This is a genomic window from Bacillus sp. HMF5848, from assembly GCF_003944835.1.
Taxonomy (GTDB): Bacteria; Bacillota; Bacilli; order Bacillales; family HMF5848; genus HMF5848.
In genome coordinates, this window is record NZ_RWIV01000001.1 from 806,081 (window position 1) to 823,595 (window position 17,515).

General features: G+C 35.7%; 13 protein-coding genes. 12 read left to right on the plus strand and 1 reads right to left on the minus strand.

Annotated elements, in window-relative coordinates; all coding sequences use genetic code 11:
- Positions 1–34 precede the first annotated feature (34 nt).
- The 4 genes from EJF36_RS03935 (at position 35) to EJF36_RS03950 (ending at position 6,209) form a co-directional block, all read left to right on the plus strand.
- A complete protein-coding gene (locus tag EJF36_RS03935) occupies positions 35–973 on the plus strand; it encodes a CPBP family intramembrane glutamic endopeptidase (protein ID WP_125905091.1) in 939 nt (312 codons plus the stop codon).
- Positions 974–1,167: 194 nt separating this feature from the next.
- Complete coding sequence (locus tag EJF36_RS03940; protein ID WP_125905092.1) at positions 1,168–2,262, plus strand: threonine aldolase family protein; 1,095 nt, start codon at positions 1,168–1,170, stop codon at positions 2,260–2,262.
- Positions 2,263–2,988: 726 nt separating this feature from the next.
- A complete protein-coding gene (locus EJF36_RS03945; protein WP_185806807.1) occupies positions 2,989–3,573 on the plus strand; it encodes a TetR/AcrR family transcriptional regulator in 585 nt (194 codons plus the stop codon).
- Between the two features lie 20 nt (positions 3,574–3,593).
- The gene (locus tag EJF36_RS03950) at positions 3,594–6,209 is read left to right on the plus strand and encodes an efflux RND transporter permease subunit (protein WP_185806808.1); all 2,616 of its coding nucleotides are present in this window, start codon (positions 3,594–3,596) and stop codon (positions 6,207–6,209) included.
- A gap of 645 nt (positions 6,210–6,854) precedes the next feature.
- Here the strand turns inward: EJF36_RS03950 and EJF36_RS03955 are convergent.
- A complete protein-coding gene (locus EJF36_RS03955) occupies positions 6,855–7,400 on the minus strand; it encodes a TetR/AcrR family transcriptional regulator (protein ID WP_125905095.1) in 546 nt (181 codons plus the stop codon).
- Between the two features lie 181 nt (positions 7,401–7,581).
- Between EJF36_RS03955 and EJF36_RS03960 the strand changes: the two genes are divergently transcribed.
- The 8 genes from EJF36_RS03960 to EJF36_RS03995 all read left to right on the plus strand — a co-directional run bounded on the left by EJF36_RS03960 (position 7,582) and on the right by EJF36_RS03995 (position 17,463).
- Complete coding sequence (locus EJF36_RS03960; RefSeq protein WP_260471822.1) at positions 7,582–7,932, plus strand: DUF2834 domain-containing protein; 351 nt, start codon at positions 7,582–7,584, stop codon at positions 7,930–7,932.
- 576 nt (positions 7,933–8,508) lie between these two features.
- Positions 8,509–9,777, plus strand: a complete 1,269-nt coding sequence (locus EJF36_RS03965; protein WP_125905096.1) for a mechanosensitive ion channel family protein — start codon at positions 8,509–8,511, stop codon at positions 9,775–9,777.
- 455 nt (positions 9,778–10,232) lie between these two features.
- Positions 10,233–11,192 (plus strand): tRNA dihydrouridine synthase, encoded by a 960-nt coding sequence (locus EJF36_RS03970; RefSeq protein ID WP_125905097.1) that lies wholly within the window; start codon positions 10,233–10,235, stop codon positions 11,190–11,192.
- Positions 11,193–11,649: 457 nt separating this feature from the next.
- The gene (locus EJF36_RS03975; RefSeq protein WP_125905098.1) at positions 11,650–12,882 is read left to right on the plus strand and encodes an IS4 family transposase; all 1,233 of its coding nucleotides are present in this window, start codon (positions 11,650–11,652) and stop codon (positions 12,880–12,882) included.
- 351 nt (positions 12,883–13,233) lie between these two features.
- Positions 13,234–14,397 carry a serine hydrolase domain-containing protein gene (locus EJF36_RS03980; protein WP_125905099.1) on the plus strand — a complete coding sequence of 388 codons (1,164 nt, stop codon included), beginning with the start codon at positions 13,234–13,236 and terminating at the stop codon, positions 14,395–14,397.
- 147 nt (positions 14,398–14,544) lie between these two features.
- Positions 14,545–15,393, plus strand: a complete 849-nt coding sequence (locus tag EJF36_RS03985) for a hypothetical protein (RefSeq protein WP_125905100.1) — start codon at positions 14,545–14,547, stop codon at positions 15,391–15,393.
- 359 nt (positions 15,394–15,752) lie between these two features.
- Complete coding sequence (locus EJF36_RS03990; protein WP_125905101.1) at positions 15,753–16,454, plus strand: response regulator transcription factor; 702 nt, start codon at positions 15,753–15,755, stop codon at positions 16,452–16,454.
- Positions 16,447–17,463, plus strand: a complete 1,017-nt coding sequence (locus tag EJF36_RS03995; RefSeq protein ID WP_125905102.1) for a sensor histidine kinase — start codon at positions 16,447–16,449, stop codon at positions 17,461–17,463. The genes EJF36_RS03990 and EJF36_RS03995 overlap by 8 nt, the downstream gene beginning before the upstream one ends.
- Positions 17,464–17,515: the final 52 nt, after the last annotated feature.

Below are 17,515 nucleotides of genomic sequence, written 5' to 3' on the forward strand. Positions count from 1 at the left end.
TTAATTAAAAAATATTATTAGTCAAGGAGGCATTATGCAAACAAATACAATAAGTAGGTTTACATCAAATAATGTACTAATAAGAATAGTTTCTTATTTACTCATTTTGAGTATAGGATACTTTATTATCTCCATTCCATTAAATATATTTACAAGTGTTTTGATAAAAAATGATAGTCTGAAATATATTGGATATACAATTGAACAATTAATTCCTGTTGCAATTATTATACTAGGTACAGGCCTTACCCTAAGACTACTTGATAAGAAATCTCTTAAGGATATAGGTTTCGATATGAACTCAAGTACTATGTTCAATTTTGCAAAAGGCTTTAGCGTTGGTTTTTTAATTATATTTCTGATTTTCTTAGTAGAAGTTTTGTTTAATTGGATACATATTGAAGGATTTGCTTGGAATTTTAACGAAAGCTCTACTCTTATTAAATCTTACTACTTTGTAATTCTTAATTTAATGAGTGTCGCTATAGTTGAAGAGATATTTATTAGGGGATATATCATGCAAAATCTTGAAAAATCAAAGGGAAGACTGTATGCCATTCTTGTTTCTTCTATTGTGTTTGGATTACTGCATACATTTAGTGCGTATGGTACTTGGGCGATTTACGTTGTGCCACTATCCCATACTTTAGCTGGTATACTACTAGCATTAACGTATTATATACGTGAAAATCTTTGGATACCTATAGGATTACATTTTTCTTGGAATTTCTTTTTGTATAAATTTTTTGGGTTAACAGGTATGCCTAAAGAGTATTCGATTTTTATTGCAACAGAAATAAAAGGACCTTCATTTTGGGTGGGTTTACCGAACTCAAGTTTTGGTCCTGAAGTAGGGATGCTGGGAATAGGTATGATAACACTCGCCATAATTTTTATTTATAGAAAATGGATAGTAGACAAAGATAACGTGGGATTTGAATCCAGAAAAAATTCAAAAAGGGTACCTTTATAGCAGACAGAATGATGCTCACTGACAGACAAGCTATAGAAGATGATCAGAGTAAGTAAGTGCATCGATCAATACGACCAGTTTTCTTTACATTTTGATTCTTTATCGCAAAGAGCTGATGCCTCTTTTCTAAGTTTTTGAAGACAGAACTCGAAGTTTTATAGAAAAAGATAGTACTATATGAAAGGAGTCATATAATGAGTGACAGTCAATCCATATTAGAAGCATATAAACAGTCTAAATACCAACTTAATGGACATGGACCTAGAAATATCCAAGTCCTAAAGGAAGCATTTGAAAGTATCGATGACCAGTTAGCAAGTGACCTGTATGGCCAAGGTCAAGTCATAGAAGGTTTCCAAGATAAGGCGGCAAACTATTTAGGGAAAGAGTCTGCTGTGTTTTTCCCTAGTGGCACAATTGCACAGCAAATTGCGCTTAGAATTTGGTGTGATCAAAAAGGGAATAAAAAGGTTGCCTATCATCCAACGAGTCACTTAGAGCTTCATGAAGAAGATGGCTTAAAAGAGCTGCATCATATAGAAGCCATCCTATTAGCAGATCAAGAGAGTGTTATTCAGCTAGAAGACGTAGTGAATCTAAAAGAAGACATTGCCTGTTTATTACTAGAATTGCCTCAACGTGAGATCGGTGGACAGCTACCAGATTATAAAACGCTTGTTTCTATTTCGGAGTATTGTCGTGAGAATGGTATTAAGCTTCATTTAGATGGTGCTCGTCTATATGAAATCCTCCCACATTATCAAAAGACGGCTGCTGAGGTTTGCTCACTCTTTGATAGTGTCTACATTTCATTTTACAAAGGGATTGGTGGCATTGCCGGAGCAATTCTTGCTGGAAATAAAGAGTTTACAAAGGAATCAAAGGTCTGGAAGAGACGTTATGGCGGAGACTTAATTAGTCTGTATCCTTATATCATTAGTGCTGATTATTATTTTGAACAACGGATATATAAAATGGAGCAGTACTATCAACAAGCGAAAGAATTTGCACAAATGTTTAATACGTGTGAGGCTACAATGACCAAGCCTGTACAACCTGTATCTAATATGTTTCATGTTCATTTTGCATTACCAAAGGATAAACTTGAAACTATATTGCTTAATATTTATGAGGAAACAGGGATAGGTTTAACAGGGAATCTAAGAGACGCAACAGAAAATAGTTGCTATTACGAAGTAAGTGTTGGTGACATGTATGAAAAAGTTCCAAAAGAGGACCTACAGCATGTGTTTAAGCTACTAAATGAGAGAATCAAAGGTGTTAAGTAGAGAGATAAATAAAATTTTTCGCGTGCCAAGTGCTCCTCGGTATAGTAAACGTATTGCTGTGCCGGGGGACGGGCATCTTTTTTGCAATTGCTCGCGCTTTAATACTTTATCCTGGCGGAAGACTGGCACCTTTTTCAGTCTTCTGTAAAAAAATTCAGATTAACTATTGTATTGTGTAGTAGACGATTACTGCGCAACACCTATTTCCATAATTGTGGAGAATATAAGCGCAAATTTGATGTCTTCTGGTATGTTTTACTATTAAGATTTTTGATATTGTGAAGTTGTTCGCTTCTTAAATGTAGTGCTTTAGAAACTTTTACGCACATAATCTAAGCTTTCTGAATGTGATACAGGAAGATTGGTGTCACTTTACTTGGAGGCTCCGGGCATGATTATGAGCGGAGAAGTTCAAATGTTTTGACTCTTAGTATTAAGCCCGCCACTCCAAATAAAAGTGCACGTCTCTTAAAATGAAATTCTTCTACAATTATACATATGTTTTTTCATCTTCTTATGGAAAGCACTACGGAAAGTAACGAAGCATGTTAGTACAACACGAAGTGTGCCATTATTAATATAGAGTAAAAACTCAGCTGTTAAAGGCTGTTTTTTTTTTTTTTTTGAAAACTGACGATTTCAATAGATTTATACATTGTTTTACAGTCAATGTCGCTCTAATATAAAAATATGATGACTAGTCATATTTTGGAAGAAGGTGTTGTAATGAAAAACAAAATGAAAAAAAGTGAAGAAACAAAAAATAAGTTAATGGAATGTGCCAAGGAACTTTTTTATAGAAAAGGATTTGATAAGACAACAGTCAGGGAAATTGTAGAGTCAGCAGAAGTAGCACAAGGAACATTCTACTTGTACTTTGAAGCGAAAGAAGAGGTGCTCTATCAAATAGTAAGGAAAGAGTTGAATGTTTTTAAGTATTTTATAAGTATGTTAGAGTTTGAGAACCCAAAACTAGAAGACATTGATTTAATTATCGATTCACTCGTTCATCATATGGAACAGGATCCTAAGACCGTTAAATTATTGCATGATGCAGATATCCTAGAGATGATGAACTTTTCAAAAAGCATTGAGGAAGAGTTCTTTCAAATTAACTTAATCGAACAATGGTTGAAAGCCGCAATGAAGAGAGGACTTATTCAACCGAAAGAGCCCTATTTATATGCGAAAATCATTACTCATATTATACATGAATTGGTTGAAAGTGCTTTTCTATATAACTACCCCGATCACATTGATGTCATTAAGGAAGAAGTAAAAGTCATTATCAAAAAAATTCTTGTTAACTAGCGATATGGATGGTGATAAACATGTTTCAATATCTGGCTAATTTAACGATCAGAAAGTATAAGCATATATTGATTTTAAGTTTAATTTTATTCGTTGTGACACTATTGATTTCTAAAAATCTAGGTATGGACTCAAATATGGAAGGGATGCTGCCAGAGTCAAGCGCTAGTTTGCAAGCTAGTAAAGAATTTGAGCAGTACTTTGAATCACAAGAGAATGTGATGGTCGTCGTTCAGGGGAACTCCTACAATAGCGAACAGTTTTTAGAAAGTCTTTATAACAAGATTGAATCTGATAAAACTGTTCATAATGCTTTATACAAGATTAACTTAGAGGACTTGGAAAATTATAGTCATTTATTTTTGGATAAAGACTTGTATGAAGAGTTAGAAAGTGAATTAAATAACCCTAATAGCTTGTTATCGCAGTTTTTACGTAAAAAAGATCTTCATTCACTTAGCCAATTATTTTTAGAGCGGTACAATCAGTTAGATGATGATAAGAAAAAAATTACGTTTTATGATTCATTTACTACACTTATGTTTACTAATGAAAAACTTCCAGAAAGTAAAATAGAGGACCTTTTTTTAACTCTTTTGTGGGGGAGTTCCATAGATGTTTCAAGTAAAAGTCAATTTATTGTATCTGAAGATCATTCAACGTATCTAATGATGATTAAGCCTAGTTTAAGCATGGATAATATAGTTGAAGCTCGTACAAACTTTTTTACTAGTTTAGAAAAAGCGATAGAAGAAACGTTGAAAGAGGGGGATTATGCTATCAAGGTTGGAATTACGGGAGGAGCATTCGTGCAGGACTACGAAGCTGATGAGGCTATGTTTCAAGGATTTACATCAACAGCCCTTCTGACCTTTATTCTAATTATCGTTTTCGTGATCTTTTCCTTTAGACGAATAACTCTTCCACTTGCCACAGGATATCCCTTACTTTTAGGTGCAATGCTATCTACGACTTTTGCCTATTTGGTGTATAAAAAATTAAACATGTTTTCTATTAGTTTTGCAGTAATACTACTTGGATTAGGTATAGATTTTGGAGTGCACATTTTATCAAGATATTTAGAAGAAAAGAATACTCATAGTGTGAAAGAAGCCGTTATCCTCGCTGTTAAAAAAACTGGGCCAGGAATTATTGTGGGTGCTTTTACAACAGCGAGTGTATTTATAACCTTTTACTTTGCAGAGTTTAAAGCATTTACACAAATGGGGGTTATATCGGGAGTAGGTATTCTGTTACTTGGCATAACCATGCTTTTGATTATTCCAGCATCAATTGTTGCTATAGACAACAAAGGAAAGCTGGTTAAGAAGAATCTCAAATCAAATCGGTTAGCTATTTTAAACAGAGTGGGGGAAGTTGTTGAGAAGAGAAGTCGATGGGTTTTAGTTATTGTCGGAATATTGGTTGCTTTAGTAATCAGTAATGTGTACAGTTCAAAAATTGAAACAGATATGTCTATGCTTTATCCAGAAAATATGGAAAGTTTACAATGGATAGAAGTGGTTGAAGAGAAATTTGACTATAATCCGACCTCTTTATTATTCATGGTTGATAATATTACGGAACTACAAAATGCCGTTTCCAAATTAAAAGATAGAGAAGAAGTTAAAGAAGTTCAATCGATTCTAGATTATTTGCCAGAAGATCAATCGTATAAATTGTCAGTCATACAAAAGTGGAATAGTAGTTTAACTACAGAAGCTAATCCGCAAATAGCGCCATCTCCGGAAGAGTTAATCACTACTCTAAATCGAGTGAAAGGATTAACAAATATTGAACCTAAGATAATAGACCAAATAGAGTTTTTAATTGCAGGATTACAAAGTGACCATCCTGAAGTTATTATGGATATATTGAAGGAGCGCTCTTCTGAAATCAATTTAAATGAATTTAAGCTAAGTACAAAAGTACTTAAAATACATGATTTACCAGAGGGGATTAAAAGAAATTTTATTGGAAAAGAAGGAAAGTTAAGTGTTGAGGTTATTCCAGAAACTAATATTTGGAAGAAAGAAAATTATGAACAGATTAAGAGTCTAGTAGAGGAATATTCAGGTAGAAGTCCTGTAGGAATGCCTGCAATCATGAATGAAGTAACCGTATATGCAAAGAAAGACATGATCAATATTAGCTTAGTTAGTATCTTAGTGCTATTCGTCATTCTCATTCTATTATTTAAAACAGTACGAGATGCTCTAATTATCACCATTTCTCTACTTATTACCATATATCTAACACTAGGAATACTACCTATTATTGGGGCAGAATTGAATATATTTAGTATTATCGCTTTTCCTGTTGTTATAGGTATCGGAGTAGATAGTGCAGTACACTTACTGCACCGTATTAAAACGTCTCCTGATCAAGGCATACCCTATATATTGTCAACAACAGGAAAAGCTATTGTAATCACTACCGTGACTACTTTTATTGGATTTGGTAGCTTAACATTCATTAATCACCCAGGTTTATCCAGTTTTGGTTTAGTTACGATTACCGGTATGGCGGTATGTCTTTTCATAACATTAACGGTTTTACCGGCTCTTTATCTGGCTTTTTATTCGAAGCAGCCTATAGTTCAGGATCAAAGCTTTGAAAAATTAAATCTTTCATGAAAAGCAGTATAGTAAACTAAGAGGCTTTACTATCAGTAAGGTAAAGTCTTTTCTTGCTTATAAGGGTTTTATGCAACATGGGATCCAGAGACCCACTCAATAAGCACATGGCAACCTATTTAAGTAAGAAAATTTGGTTAATTGGGGACAAAATATACCTTTCTTTAACAACAAGTATAGATGCTTTAGCAGTAGGTGTTAGTTAGATGTATCTCTTTTATTTTCAATAGTATGTATGGGCATTATAACCTTTTGATAGCCAATTATAGGTCAATTTATTGGAAAGCTAAGTAGAGATAGATTAAAAAAGAAAGTTGGAATCTCTGGTGGTTTGGTTCTTGTGCTAATAGTATTGAAAGAACACCTAAGAATTATTTTTAGCGAACGGAGGCTTATGTTGAAGAACCGCCCGTGATTCTAACTGGCTCTTTTGCTGAGTAGTACAAGAAGACTCTTAACTATATCCATTTATATAAACGATCACTTTTTTAGGGTGATCGTTTTGTCGTATAAGACTGTTTACTGCGCAGCAAGGATATTTATTTTTAGAAGACTTTGTGAAAGATTGTACTAACGAAATAGTTATATTGAATAAAAAGCAACCACATTAGGAGGTTGCTTTGGTCACTTCTAAGTGTATTTCCTCTAAAAGTATCCACTATTAATTGCGTCAATGGCTTTCTTTATACGTACATCATCACCCAGTGCATCTAAAAGAGCAATGCCCTCAATTGTAACAAGGGCAAGAGCAGCCATTTGTTCTTTATTTTCTCCTTCTTCCACTTGAATTACTTCTATGTAAAATTCATAAAAGATATCCAAGATTTCCTTTGCTACGGAGTTGAAGGGGTCACTACCCTTTGATGCAACAGCAATTAATTCAATGTACAGTTTCATATATGGACGTACTTGGGGATCTTGCATCAACTTATATAGATAGGGAACTAGGTTTTGGAATGAGAGTTTCTCCATCTCTGTATTGTGCAGCATATGAACCAGCCTTTTTGAAATAAAGGATAGAACTGCCGTAAGTAATTCCGCTTTGTCATTAAAATAATGAAGAAGCATTCTGTCACTTGTTTCAGCTGCTTTTGCAAGGTTACGTAGACTAGCCGCTTGCAGACCATTTAATAGAATATAGTCAGCAGTTTTTTCTATAATTTCATGTCTTTTTTTTTCTCCTTTTTTCATATAAAACTCCTTACTGCCTTTTTCTGTAGTATAATCTACATTTTTATATTGAAGCAATAATGAAGTGAATTCTCAGTCGTTTCAGGTGTAGCGCTCGCTACATTTTTATTGACAAAAAGTGTAGCGAGCGCTACATTAAAGGTGTAACAAATGCTACACTTTTACGAAAGGGATGATGGAGTTGGTAAGTGAGAGGGATGGAAAAAAGTATAATGCGAAGGATCGTAACAAATTCCCAAATGTGATGCTAATACCAAAAGCTTTACTCGTTTTAGTGATCGTATTATTTTCTATTTTGACAGGTCTTTCCGTTTATCATCATGGTTTTCTGGGTATTTTTTCTCAGGCATTTAGCAATTATGCTTCCATGCAAGTATTCTTCGATTTGTTTATCGCGCTAATTTTAGTGCTTGTGTGGATGTGGTATGATGCGAAGAAAACGAATCGCTCTTTCTGGCCATGGGCTTTAATTACACTTACACTCGGTTCTTTCGGTCCACTTTTGTACTTGTTACTACACAAACGGAGTTAATGAGTTAGGCTTTTTTTTGAAAACATGTACTAAGGTATCTAATAGTTGAACAAGGGGGCTTTCGGTTGTGGTCATCTCCTATTAACTAAACAATGCCCCTTGCTGCGCAGTACACCGATACTATTCAATAGAAAATTGCTTTTTAAAGGGAACTTTTTGAATAAAAGTCTAGTTCTAGCCGGTAAACCCCACTACACCATTCTATCTGTGAGCAACATTCGTGACATTTGGAGTGTGTAGCACAAATGATACCACAATGATTAAACTCTTATAAATTTAGAGAGAAAACGAAACTAATTTCGACTCACACATCCACATTCGCGAAAAATCTCAGAGCCACAAACTCTGAGATTTTTATACGCAATTTAAATCTCTCATGAAATATGTGATCGAATATTTCACGACCGAACGGTAATAACGACAAGCCCCTCTCTAATTTTCCTCACACATGGTTATATTTGGACAACTATCATCATATAACTTAAGAAAAGGTTAATGGGACAAGTGACGAGTATGATTCGTTACTTATTTTTTTGTCAAATTGTCTAGAGATAAATAGAAGGGGGCTGATAAGAGATGGAAGCTATACAAAGTTTATTAATCGGATGGGACATAACTCCGACTATAGCCAAATATCTTGCTCTTTCCATTATGGTGTTGCTAATAGGAATCATATGTATCATTGCCAATATACTTTCAAAAAAGGTGGTAATCAGGCTTATCACCCATTACGTCACCCAAAGTAAGTTTCCAAGAGCTTCGATAGTATTGAAGAGAAAGGTGTTTGATAAGCTATCCCATATCGTGCCTGCGATTATCATGTATTATTTTTCAGCTACTTTACCTGCCTATCAAATGGTGATAGAGAAGGGAGCTGTCACCTATATTCTTGTTGTCGGGTTAATGGTGGTTTCTGCTCTATTAACAACCGTAAATGATATTTATCAAACATACGACATATCAAAAATTAAACCGATCAAGGGTTATATTCAGGTGGTGAACATCGTTGTGATGATTCTAGGAGGGATTCTAGTAATCTCCAATCTGATGGGGGAGAATCCTCTTATCCTTTTGAGTGGGATCGGTGCTCTTTCAGCTGTTCTCATGTTAGTGTTTAGAGATTCTCTGCTAGGACTTGTGGCAGGCATCCAGTTAGCAGCCAATGATATGGTTCGGGTTGGCGATTGGATTGAAATGCCTAAGTATGGTGCGAATGGTAACATAATAGATATATCATTAAATACCGTATCGGTTCAAAACTTTGATAAAACGATTACGAGCGTGCCAAGTTATGCTCTCATCTCCGACTCTTTTATTAACTGGAGAGGGATGGAGAGTTCAGGTGGAAGGCGTATCAAGCGCTCTATTCTAATTGACACGAACAGTATCACGTTATGTACGGAGACGATGTTAGAGAAGTATAAACAGATACACTATCTAAAAGATGTTATTACTGATACAGAAAAAGAAATCGCTGATTACAATACGAAGTTTGAAAAGTACGAGGAAAACCGTGTCAATGGAAGATCTCTTACTAATATAGGAGTATTTCGAACATATATTAACCAATATCTCAAACATCATCCAGGTATTAATCAGAACATGACATTATTGGTTCGCCAGCTGCCTCCAAGTGAGCATGGATTGCCCATTGAAATTTATGCCTTTACAAATGACATCAAATGGGACGTGTATGAATCTATTCAATCAGATATATTTGACCATTTATTAGCGGTCGTGCATGAATTTGAACTTAAGGTGTTCCAAAATCCATCTGGAAATGATATAAAGGATCTTTTAAGTGAGACGAAGAAGAAGACAGTTAGGTATAAGAGTGTTGGATAGTTAATAAGCAGAGCACGAAGTCCCTCTAAAACTCATAACGATGTGACGAGAAAAAATAAGATTGGAAAAAATGACTGAGCAAATATCTCATCAAACATTGTTTAGATGATATTTGTTCGTTTTTTTGTTTTACTCATAGGTATGTATTAAAGGAGCTCTTTCAAAAGATGAAAAAGCTAGTTGTTGCTAGCACTTTGCTACGTTATCCTAGCAGGGGACTGGCCCCTTTTTCATTTGGCAGCTGCTAAATCTTTCTTGTTTATAAAAGTACCATTTAGGACCGATTTTCGGTAAAATAAACAATGTTGATTTCAAAATTTTAAATGACTAAATGACTTGTGTGTGACAACAAGTTAATCAGCATGATATAAATGGAAAATAACTGGAGCGCTGGGCTTTATATTTTTGACCGGAAATTTTAAGTTGTATCCATAGTGAGAGGATTTGAGTTTGACATGATAGATAATTTTTGGCGTGATTTACCACGACCATTTTTTGTACTAGCACCAATGGAAGATGTGACAGATGTAGTGTTTCGTCACGTAGTAAGTAAAGCTGGTCGGCCGGATGTGTTTTTCACAGAGTTTACTAACTCGGATAGCTATTGTCATCCAGAGGGCATGAAAAGTGTGCGTGGTCGTTTGACTTTTACAGAAGATGAACAACCAATGGTGGCGCATATTTGGGGGGATAATCCTGAATACTTCCGTCAAATGAGTATTGGCATGGCAGAGCTAGGATTTAAAGGCATCGATATTAATATGGGCTGCCCTGTACCGAATGTGGCATCGAGAGGGAAAGGTAGTGGCCTTATTCTTCGTCCAGAGTTGGCGGCAGAACTTATTCAAGCAGCAAAAGCGGGCGGACTGCCTGTCAGCGTGAAAACACGTCTTGGTTATAACGAGGTTCAGGAGTGGGAGGCATGGCTAACGCATATTTTAAATCAGGATATTGCGAACCTTTCTATTCATTTACGTACAAGAAAGGAAATGAGCGAAGTGGATGCGCATTGGGAGCTCATTCCGGAAATCAAAACGTTACGTGACCGTATCGCACCAAATACGCTACTAACAATAAACGGAGACATTCCAGACCGTCAAGTTGGGCTGCAACTTGCTGAACAATATGGTATTGATGGCGTTATGATTGGGAGAGGTATTTTTAAAAATCCATTTGCTTTTGAAAAAGAACCAAAAGAGCATAGTAGTAAAGAATACCTTGATCTCTTAAGACTGCAGCTTGATCTTCAAGATCAATTTGCGGAAGAAGTACCACGTTCCATCACAGGGCTTCATCGCTTTTTCAAAATTTATGTTAAAGGATTTCCAGGAGCAGCTGAATTAAGAAATCAATTGATGAACACGAAATCAACAGATGAAGTACGTGCATTACTTGGTAACTTTGGAGATTGTTAATGGCACGGGATCACTGAAATGGTGTAACTCTCAAAAATCAACTCATGTATTTAATCAGTTTCAAGTTTCCTACCAGCTAGCAAGTTTTGATAATGTCTGTTTTATGAAAAAAGGATCTTAAGAAAGAATGTTATAAACGACCAGCACCCTGGGTGTTGTCGCATACATGGACACGTTGTCCTGTATCGATGATAGAGCTGTTTTTCTAATTTATTATCCCCCGAACTATTAGTTCGGGGGATTTTTGCTATCACTTACTATCACTTGCTATCACTTTGCTACTTTATCCTAGCGGGGGACTGACCCACTGGCGTTGCACATCTTGAAATTTAAACCTTAAAAGGGAATTTAAGTAAAATAAAAGTGTTTACTAAAAAGAAAAAAACTCCTATTGTAGAAGTTGTTGACCTTGTTATGTTCCCTAAACAAACAAGTCTTCTACAAAGGAGTTTCACCAATGATAAATAAAAGTATAGGGCGAGAAATGCTTATTTGTCAATGTCTTTCTAAATTACCTTTAGAGGATTTTGACTGCCCACTCATTGATTATGCTAAAACTAAACTCACGACGAAAGCCTTACTCAAAATTTTCGTAGCTGCTCAATTAGATCAATGGAGTTCTTACGAACATATGACAGAGAAGTTAGGCGCCTATCCAAAACTTCGCGAAGAAATTGGAATTCAAGATATTAGTAGTTCACAATTGAGTAGGCGAATCAACGATTTGCCGACGGAGTGGGTGCAAACAGTATTCGAGAAAATAATCAACAAAGTGAAAATACTGACAGAAGAATATAAAGGAATGCCACATGGTATTGGTCGTCTCAACATAGTTGATTCTACGGAGTTACGCTTGCCAAAACAATTATGTGATTGGGCCTATATTTCTAAGGATTATCATGCGGTAAAGATGCACACTAGGCTTGTCGTTGCTTCACCAGACGTGGCTTATCCCGATAAAATCATTCCATCAACAGGTACGGTCGGCGATGTGGAAACAAACATCTTATTTGAGGAAAGTGACGCCACATATGTTGTGGATAGAGCGTATCCTTCTAAAAACAATTTGATGGATTGGCAAAAGAGAAACATTTCATTTGTAGCTCGCTTATCAAAATCTCTACGTGTTTTCACATTAGAAGAGTATGAAATAACCCATCCTTCTGTCATTCGAGATGCTAAAGTTGAATATGGCATTTCCAAGGATCCTGTTAGATACATAGAGTTCGTGGATGAAGAGAGCCGTGTGTACAGAATTTTAACTAGTAGATTCGATTTGACTGCTGAAGATATTATGGATATATACCGCAACCGTTGGATCATTGAGCTGTTTTTCAAATGGACTAAGCAGCATTTACGCTTCACAAAAATTTGGAGTACAAAGCCGCAAGGCATTTGGAATCAGATGTTCCTGGCCCTTATTGCATACGCTTTATCGCTAATAGTTAAGTTAGAAACACAGTCTAAAAAAACATCTTGGGAATTTTTCAGACTATTGCAGACTTACCTCTATAAACCTGTATGTCAATTTAAAAAGTCTTTACGAAAGAAGCCTAAGAAAACATCTAGAGGTAGACAAAAAGTTCCCATTCCTAACAAGAAAAACATATCGTTTGGGAACGTGGCTATGGTGAAAGAGCAGAAAGTAAAAAAGAACAAAACTGCAGAAAGAAAATTAGGGAACTATTAAAAAAGTAAAAAAAAAGGGAACGAGGTCACACGAGACCACGCTCACTTTTTTTCTCTATAACCCGACGATTGTTTGTAAAATTTAAACATTTATTCAATTATTATACTATTATGCAACGCCAGTGGGACTGACCCCTTTAAAATGTTGTAGAAAGAGCAATGGTTTGAATGGTACAATTTAGAATATATTACTTATATTACTAACCGATGCAATAACGGTGAATCAAGGTGTAAAACACTGTTCATCACATGAGACCCCACACATTCAAATGGCTATTGGTTCATAACAAGGCGTAAATGAAGACAAAATCGCATAAACCAAACATATTATCAAAAATCGGAGGTGTTGGAAATGTCAATTAGTCCACTTCAAACACAAACAATCAGTAATACTCAAAAAAAGGAACTTGAGGGCTTATTGGAGCAGCTAATGGGCATGAAAGGTGTCAGACATGCAATTATGACTGTGGAAAGTAGAGATAATTCATTCAGCTGGAGTGGAGCTAGAGGCATTGCAAACCCTGATGGAACACCGATGGAAATTAATACGCCATTTTGGATTGCTAGTGTGACAAAACTCTACATCGCTTCGTCCATACTTAAACTACATGAAATGGAGCTGCTTTCCATTGATGATTTTGTTATTGATTATCTCCCGGAGAATCTGTTAAAAGGGGTACATGTAATAAATGGAAAAGATTATTATGATTTATTAACGATAAGACATTTATTGAGTCATTCCTCTGGAATTCCAGATTATCTTGAGATAAAGGTGAAGGGTGAACAAACACTAGTTGACCAGGTGCTTGAAGGTAGTGATAAGGCTTGGTCTCTTGAGGACACACTTGAAATTGTCAGGAAGGTGAATAAGCCACTTTTCCCACCACAAAACTTAAGCAACAAAAAGTATCGCATACGTTATTCAGATACGAACTTTCAAATGTTAATTGCTATTATTGAAGTGGCGACAAATAAATCGATAGAAGCTGTCTATAACGAGCTGATTTTTCAACCTTTACATTTAGAACATACTTTTCTTCCAGGTTCTAAACCACAGGAACCCTTGAGTTCTGTTGCAACAGCTTGGATTCAAGACACACCTTTTGACAACAAACCACTAGCTATGCGTGCTTTCGGAGATTTAAATAGTACAGTTAAAGATTTAATCGTGTTTATGAGGGCTCTTCTTGACGGCAAAGTGTTTGATAAACGAGAAACCTTAGATTTAATGCTTGGAATGTGGCAGACATTTGGGTTTGGTTTTAGTCTGTTGGCCCCTGGCTGGCCGATACAATATGGTCTCGGTATGATGCGTTTTAAGCTGCCTCGTTTTTTTACGCCATTTCACCCGATGCCTGAAGTTATTGGACACACCGGTGCTGTAGGATCTTGGCTCTTTTATTGCCCACAACTAGATATCATTTCTGCTGGTACTGTAAGTCAGGTCACAGCGGCCCCTGCGCCATTTAAAATCATACCTAAGCTTCTTCAAATACTGGAAAAAGACCTTAAATAGAGACGTAAATTATGACCATGATCCTATCCCTATTTAATACAGTGGTGCTATCACTTAGTGGTCAGTTGTTTGCTCCCTATAACTATAAGAATATTTACCCTAATTTAAATTCAAAAATATAGATTGCTAGTTAAGGAGGAAAATTAGGTGGCAGTGTTATTTAGAGATTGGTGGAAAGTAGTCCTAATTATTATAGTAAGTATTGTCTCAAATATTATTTTGCATACCATCTCTCCGATAGAATCTGCAAATATATCATTAGGTGAACCAAGTATATTTGTAAACAGAGATTTGCTGATACCTGCGCTTTTAGTGTGGGAAGTTTTAACATTTAGCATATTTACTATCATTTTTGTATTTGTTGAAAAAAGTCTTCCCGGTAAAAAACTGAAGAAAGGCTTTTTGTATGGCCTTTCCATAGGCGGATTGTATTTTATTGGGATGTTTGAATCAACGCTATTATTTAATTCCACTGTCTTGGCAGAATTTTTAATGGGTCTGCCAGATTTTCTTTCCTTTGTACTATCTGGTACTTTGTTAGGCATGGTAGTGGGAACTGACCAAGCTCAAAAAAGCAATAGCCAAAGTGTTTTAGTAATTTTTATCATAGCCATTTTTTATTTTGTCGGCAGGTACTTTGCTTATACCGTACTACATATCAGTTCTGCATTTGACTTGAATCCGACAGGAACGTTTTTTTGGACACTTGGCCTTGGATTGTGGGTAGGAATTTTCTTTTTTATTATGCAAATAACAAGCAAAGGAAAATCAATAGTGTATCACGGGTTGTATTTTGGAGTTATCATCTTTGGCTTAAATTGGTTGATGAATCATGTTTTTCTCTTTACAATAATTGCATTCGAGTTCGATTTGCTAATCCGAGTGGGGACTGACATACTTTTTACCACTATCGGTGTTATGACTTACATGAGGTTGTTTAATGGAAGAACAAACATAGCTCTTAAACCAAACGATACGAACGATATAAAAGGGTAATGTGTACATTTCTAATAAAAAATACTTGCTGAGTGCGTAGCTAAGTGTACATTTGGTGTTTCCTGTTGCATTTAAATGCAGATGGGCAGGCACCATTTTTTAGTTTTTGGCTCTGTTAAAGATGAGTGTTGATTGTTGAATATTGTTGATAGTAGCGAAATGCGCGAGACTCCTGCGGGATGTAGTGGCAGGCGTGAGACCCCGCATGCGCAAAGCGCAGAGGAGGCTCACGGCCACCCCGCGGAAAGCGAGCGCAATGTAGCGAAAATCAACAACAAAGTTTAACAGTGCTTAGTTTTTAAAAGGGTTTCACGTATGTAAGTATAATATTTACATATAGCAAGAAAGGAGGAGTATTCATGTATCGAATCATGATTATTGAGGATGATAGTTTCCTCTGTGATTTGCTCAAAGAAAGTCTCGAAAAATATGATTATGAAGTATACATACCTAATAACTTTAGAGATATAGTAAAGGAATTTAGGGAGGTAAACCCTGATTTAGTACTGCTAGATATCAATATACCATATTATGATGGTTTTTATATTTGTAAGACAATTAGAAGAGAAAGTAGAGTGCCTATTATATTTATTTCTGCTAGAAATGGTGAGATGGATCAAATCATGGGTATGGAGCTAGGTGCTGATGATTATATCGTTAAGCCCTTTAGCCTTGAAATTGTACTCACTAAGATTAAATCCACTATAAGAAGGGTTTACGGAGAATACGCACAGGAAACTAACGTAAAGATTCACTCGTTTTATATAGATGAAAAAAGCTTTAAGATGTACTACAAGGAACAGGGACAGGAACTAACGAAAACAGAGCTCAAGCTTATGAAAAAACTCTTTGACAGTAGAGATAGCGTTGTTTCTAGAGAAGACCTACTAGAAGAAATGTGGGATGAAAGTTTTATAGCAGGGGATAATGCCCTAACGGTGAACATTACTCGTTTAAAAGGCAAGTTAGCCCTCATAGGTATTCATGACGCGATAAAAACTAAAAGAGGTGCAGGATATTATTTTGACACAGCTGCATTAACAGGTGGTAAAGATGAATAGTACATTATTCACGAACTTCATTAAAGATCGAATAAATATTATCGGCGTATTTATGTTAAATAGTAGCTTATTAATATTGTTTTTTAATTTGGAGCAAGGAACTAGAAAGGAAGTAATGTATCCAATCGTGTTGAGTGGATTTTTATTAATATTATTGCTGATTAGCGAATGGATTAAATATTATAGCTTTCATCGTAGCCTTCAAAATGTTCAGGAGAACATTCATCACAACCTTCATCCTGTAACAGCTGAACAAAAACTCATTACTAACATAAAAACATCAGCTGTCCAAAGGCAAGCTTCAGTCGTGAACCAGATCATAGCAAAGCACAGAAACCAAAGATACTTTTTATCTCAATGGATTCATAATCTTAAGACCCCTATTTCAGTGGTGGATTTAATTATACAGAAGTGCAGTCTAGAAAAAAGTGATCCGTATCAAGCATTAGACAATATTAAACAAGAAAACAAAAGACTCCATGATAGTATAGAGCAGGTTTTGACTTTAATTAGACTTGAAGATTTTGAAAAGGATTATGAGCCAGAACCAGTGGATTTAGTTTCATCTATTAAAAAATTACTTCATTCTCGAAAAAGGCAATTTATTGCTAGTGATGTTTTTCCGGAGTTATCTCATGAGGCAGAGGAAATGAAAGTGCTCTCCGATAGCAAATGGAATGAACTTATGCTTGATCAAGTTATTTCAAATGCTATGAAATATTCCAAAGAACCAGGAAACACTAAAAAGCTCTATATAAATATTACATATAAGGAAGGTCATACAGTGCTCTCCATAAAAGACGAAGGCATCGGAATCCCTGCATATGATCTTAATAGAGTATTTGAACCTTTTTTCACAGGAGATAATGGAAGGAAGTATAGAGATTCAACGGGGATTGGCCTTTATATGTGTAAGGAAATTGCAAGGAAGTTAGATCATGAAATCAGCATTACTTCCAAGCTGCAAGAGGGTACAGAGGTGATAGTTACATATATTACAAAACTGTAAGGTTGTATTAATATTCGAAGAGGGCAGCTGTGAGGCGAATGGGCTAAGCTAC

Excerpts from the sequence above, each read along its gene's own strand:
- EJF36_RS03945 (WP_185806807.1), top strand. The coding sequence starts at position 2,989 with ATGAAAAACAAAATGAAAAAAAGTGAAGAAACAAAAAATAAGTTAATG.
- EJF36_RS03975 (WP_125905098.1), top strand. The coding sequence starts at position 11,650 with ATGATAAATAAAAGTATAGGGCGAGAAATGCTTATTTGTCAATGTCTT.
- EJF36_RS03980 (WP_125905099.1), top strand. The coding sequence starts at position 13,234 with ATGTCAATTAGTCCACTTCAAACACAAACAATCAGTAATACTCAAAAA.
- EJF36_RS03940 (WP_125905092.1), top strand. The coding sequence starts at position 1,168 with ATGAGTGACAGTCAATCCATATTAGAAGCATATAAACAGTCTAAATAC.
- EJF36_RS03970 (WP_125905097.1), top strand. The coding sequence starts at position 10,233 with ATGATAGATAATTTTTGGCGTGATTTACCACGACCATTTTTTGTACTA.
- EJF36_RS03955 (WP_125905095.1), bottom strand. The coding sequence starts at position 7,400 with ATGAAAAAAGGAGAAAAAAAAAGACATGAAATTATAGAAAAAACTGCT.
- EJF36_RS03935 (WP_125905091.1), top strand. The coding sequence starts at position 35 with ATGCAAACAAATACAATAAGTAGGTTTACATCAAATAATGTACTAATA.
- EJF36_RS03950 (WP_185806808.1), top strand. The coding sequence starts at position 3,594 with ATGTTTCAATATCTGGCTAATTTAACGATCAGAAAGTATAAGCATATA.
- EJF36_RS03965 (WP_125905096.1), top strand. The coding sequence starts at position 8,509 with ATGGAAGCTATACAAAGTTTATTAATCGGATGGGACATAACTCCGACT.
- EJF36_RS03990 (WP_125905101.1), top strand. The coding sequence starts at position 15,753 with ATGTATCGAATCATGATTATTGAGGATGATAGTTTCCTCTGTGATTTG.
- EJF36_RS03995 (WP_125905102.1), top strand. The coding sequence starts at position 16,447 with ATGAATAGTACATTATTCACGAACTTCATTAAAGATCGAATAAATATT.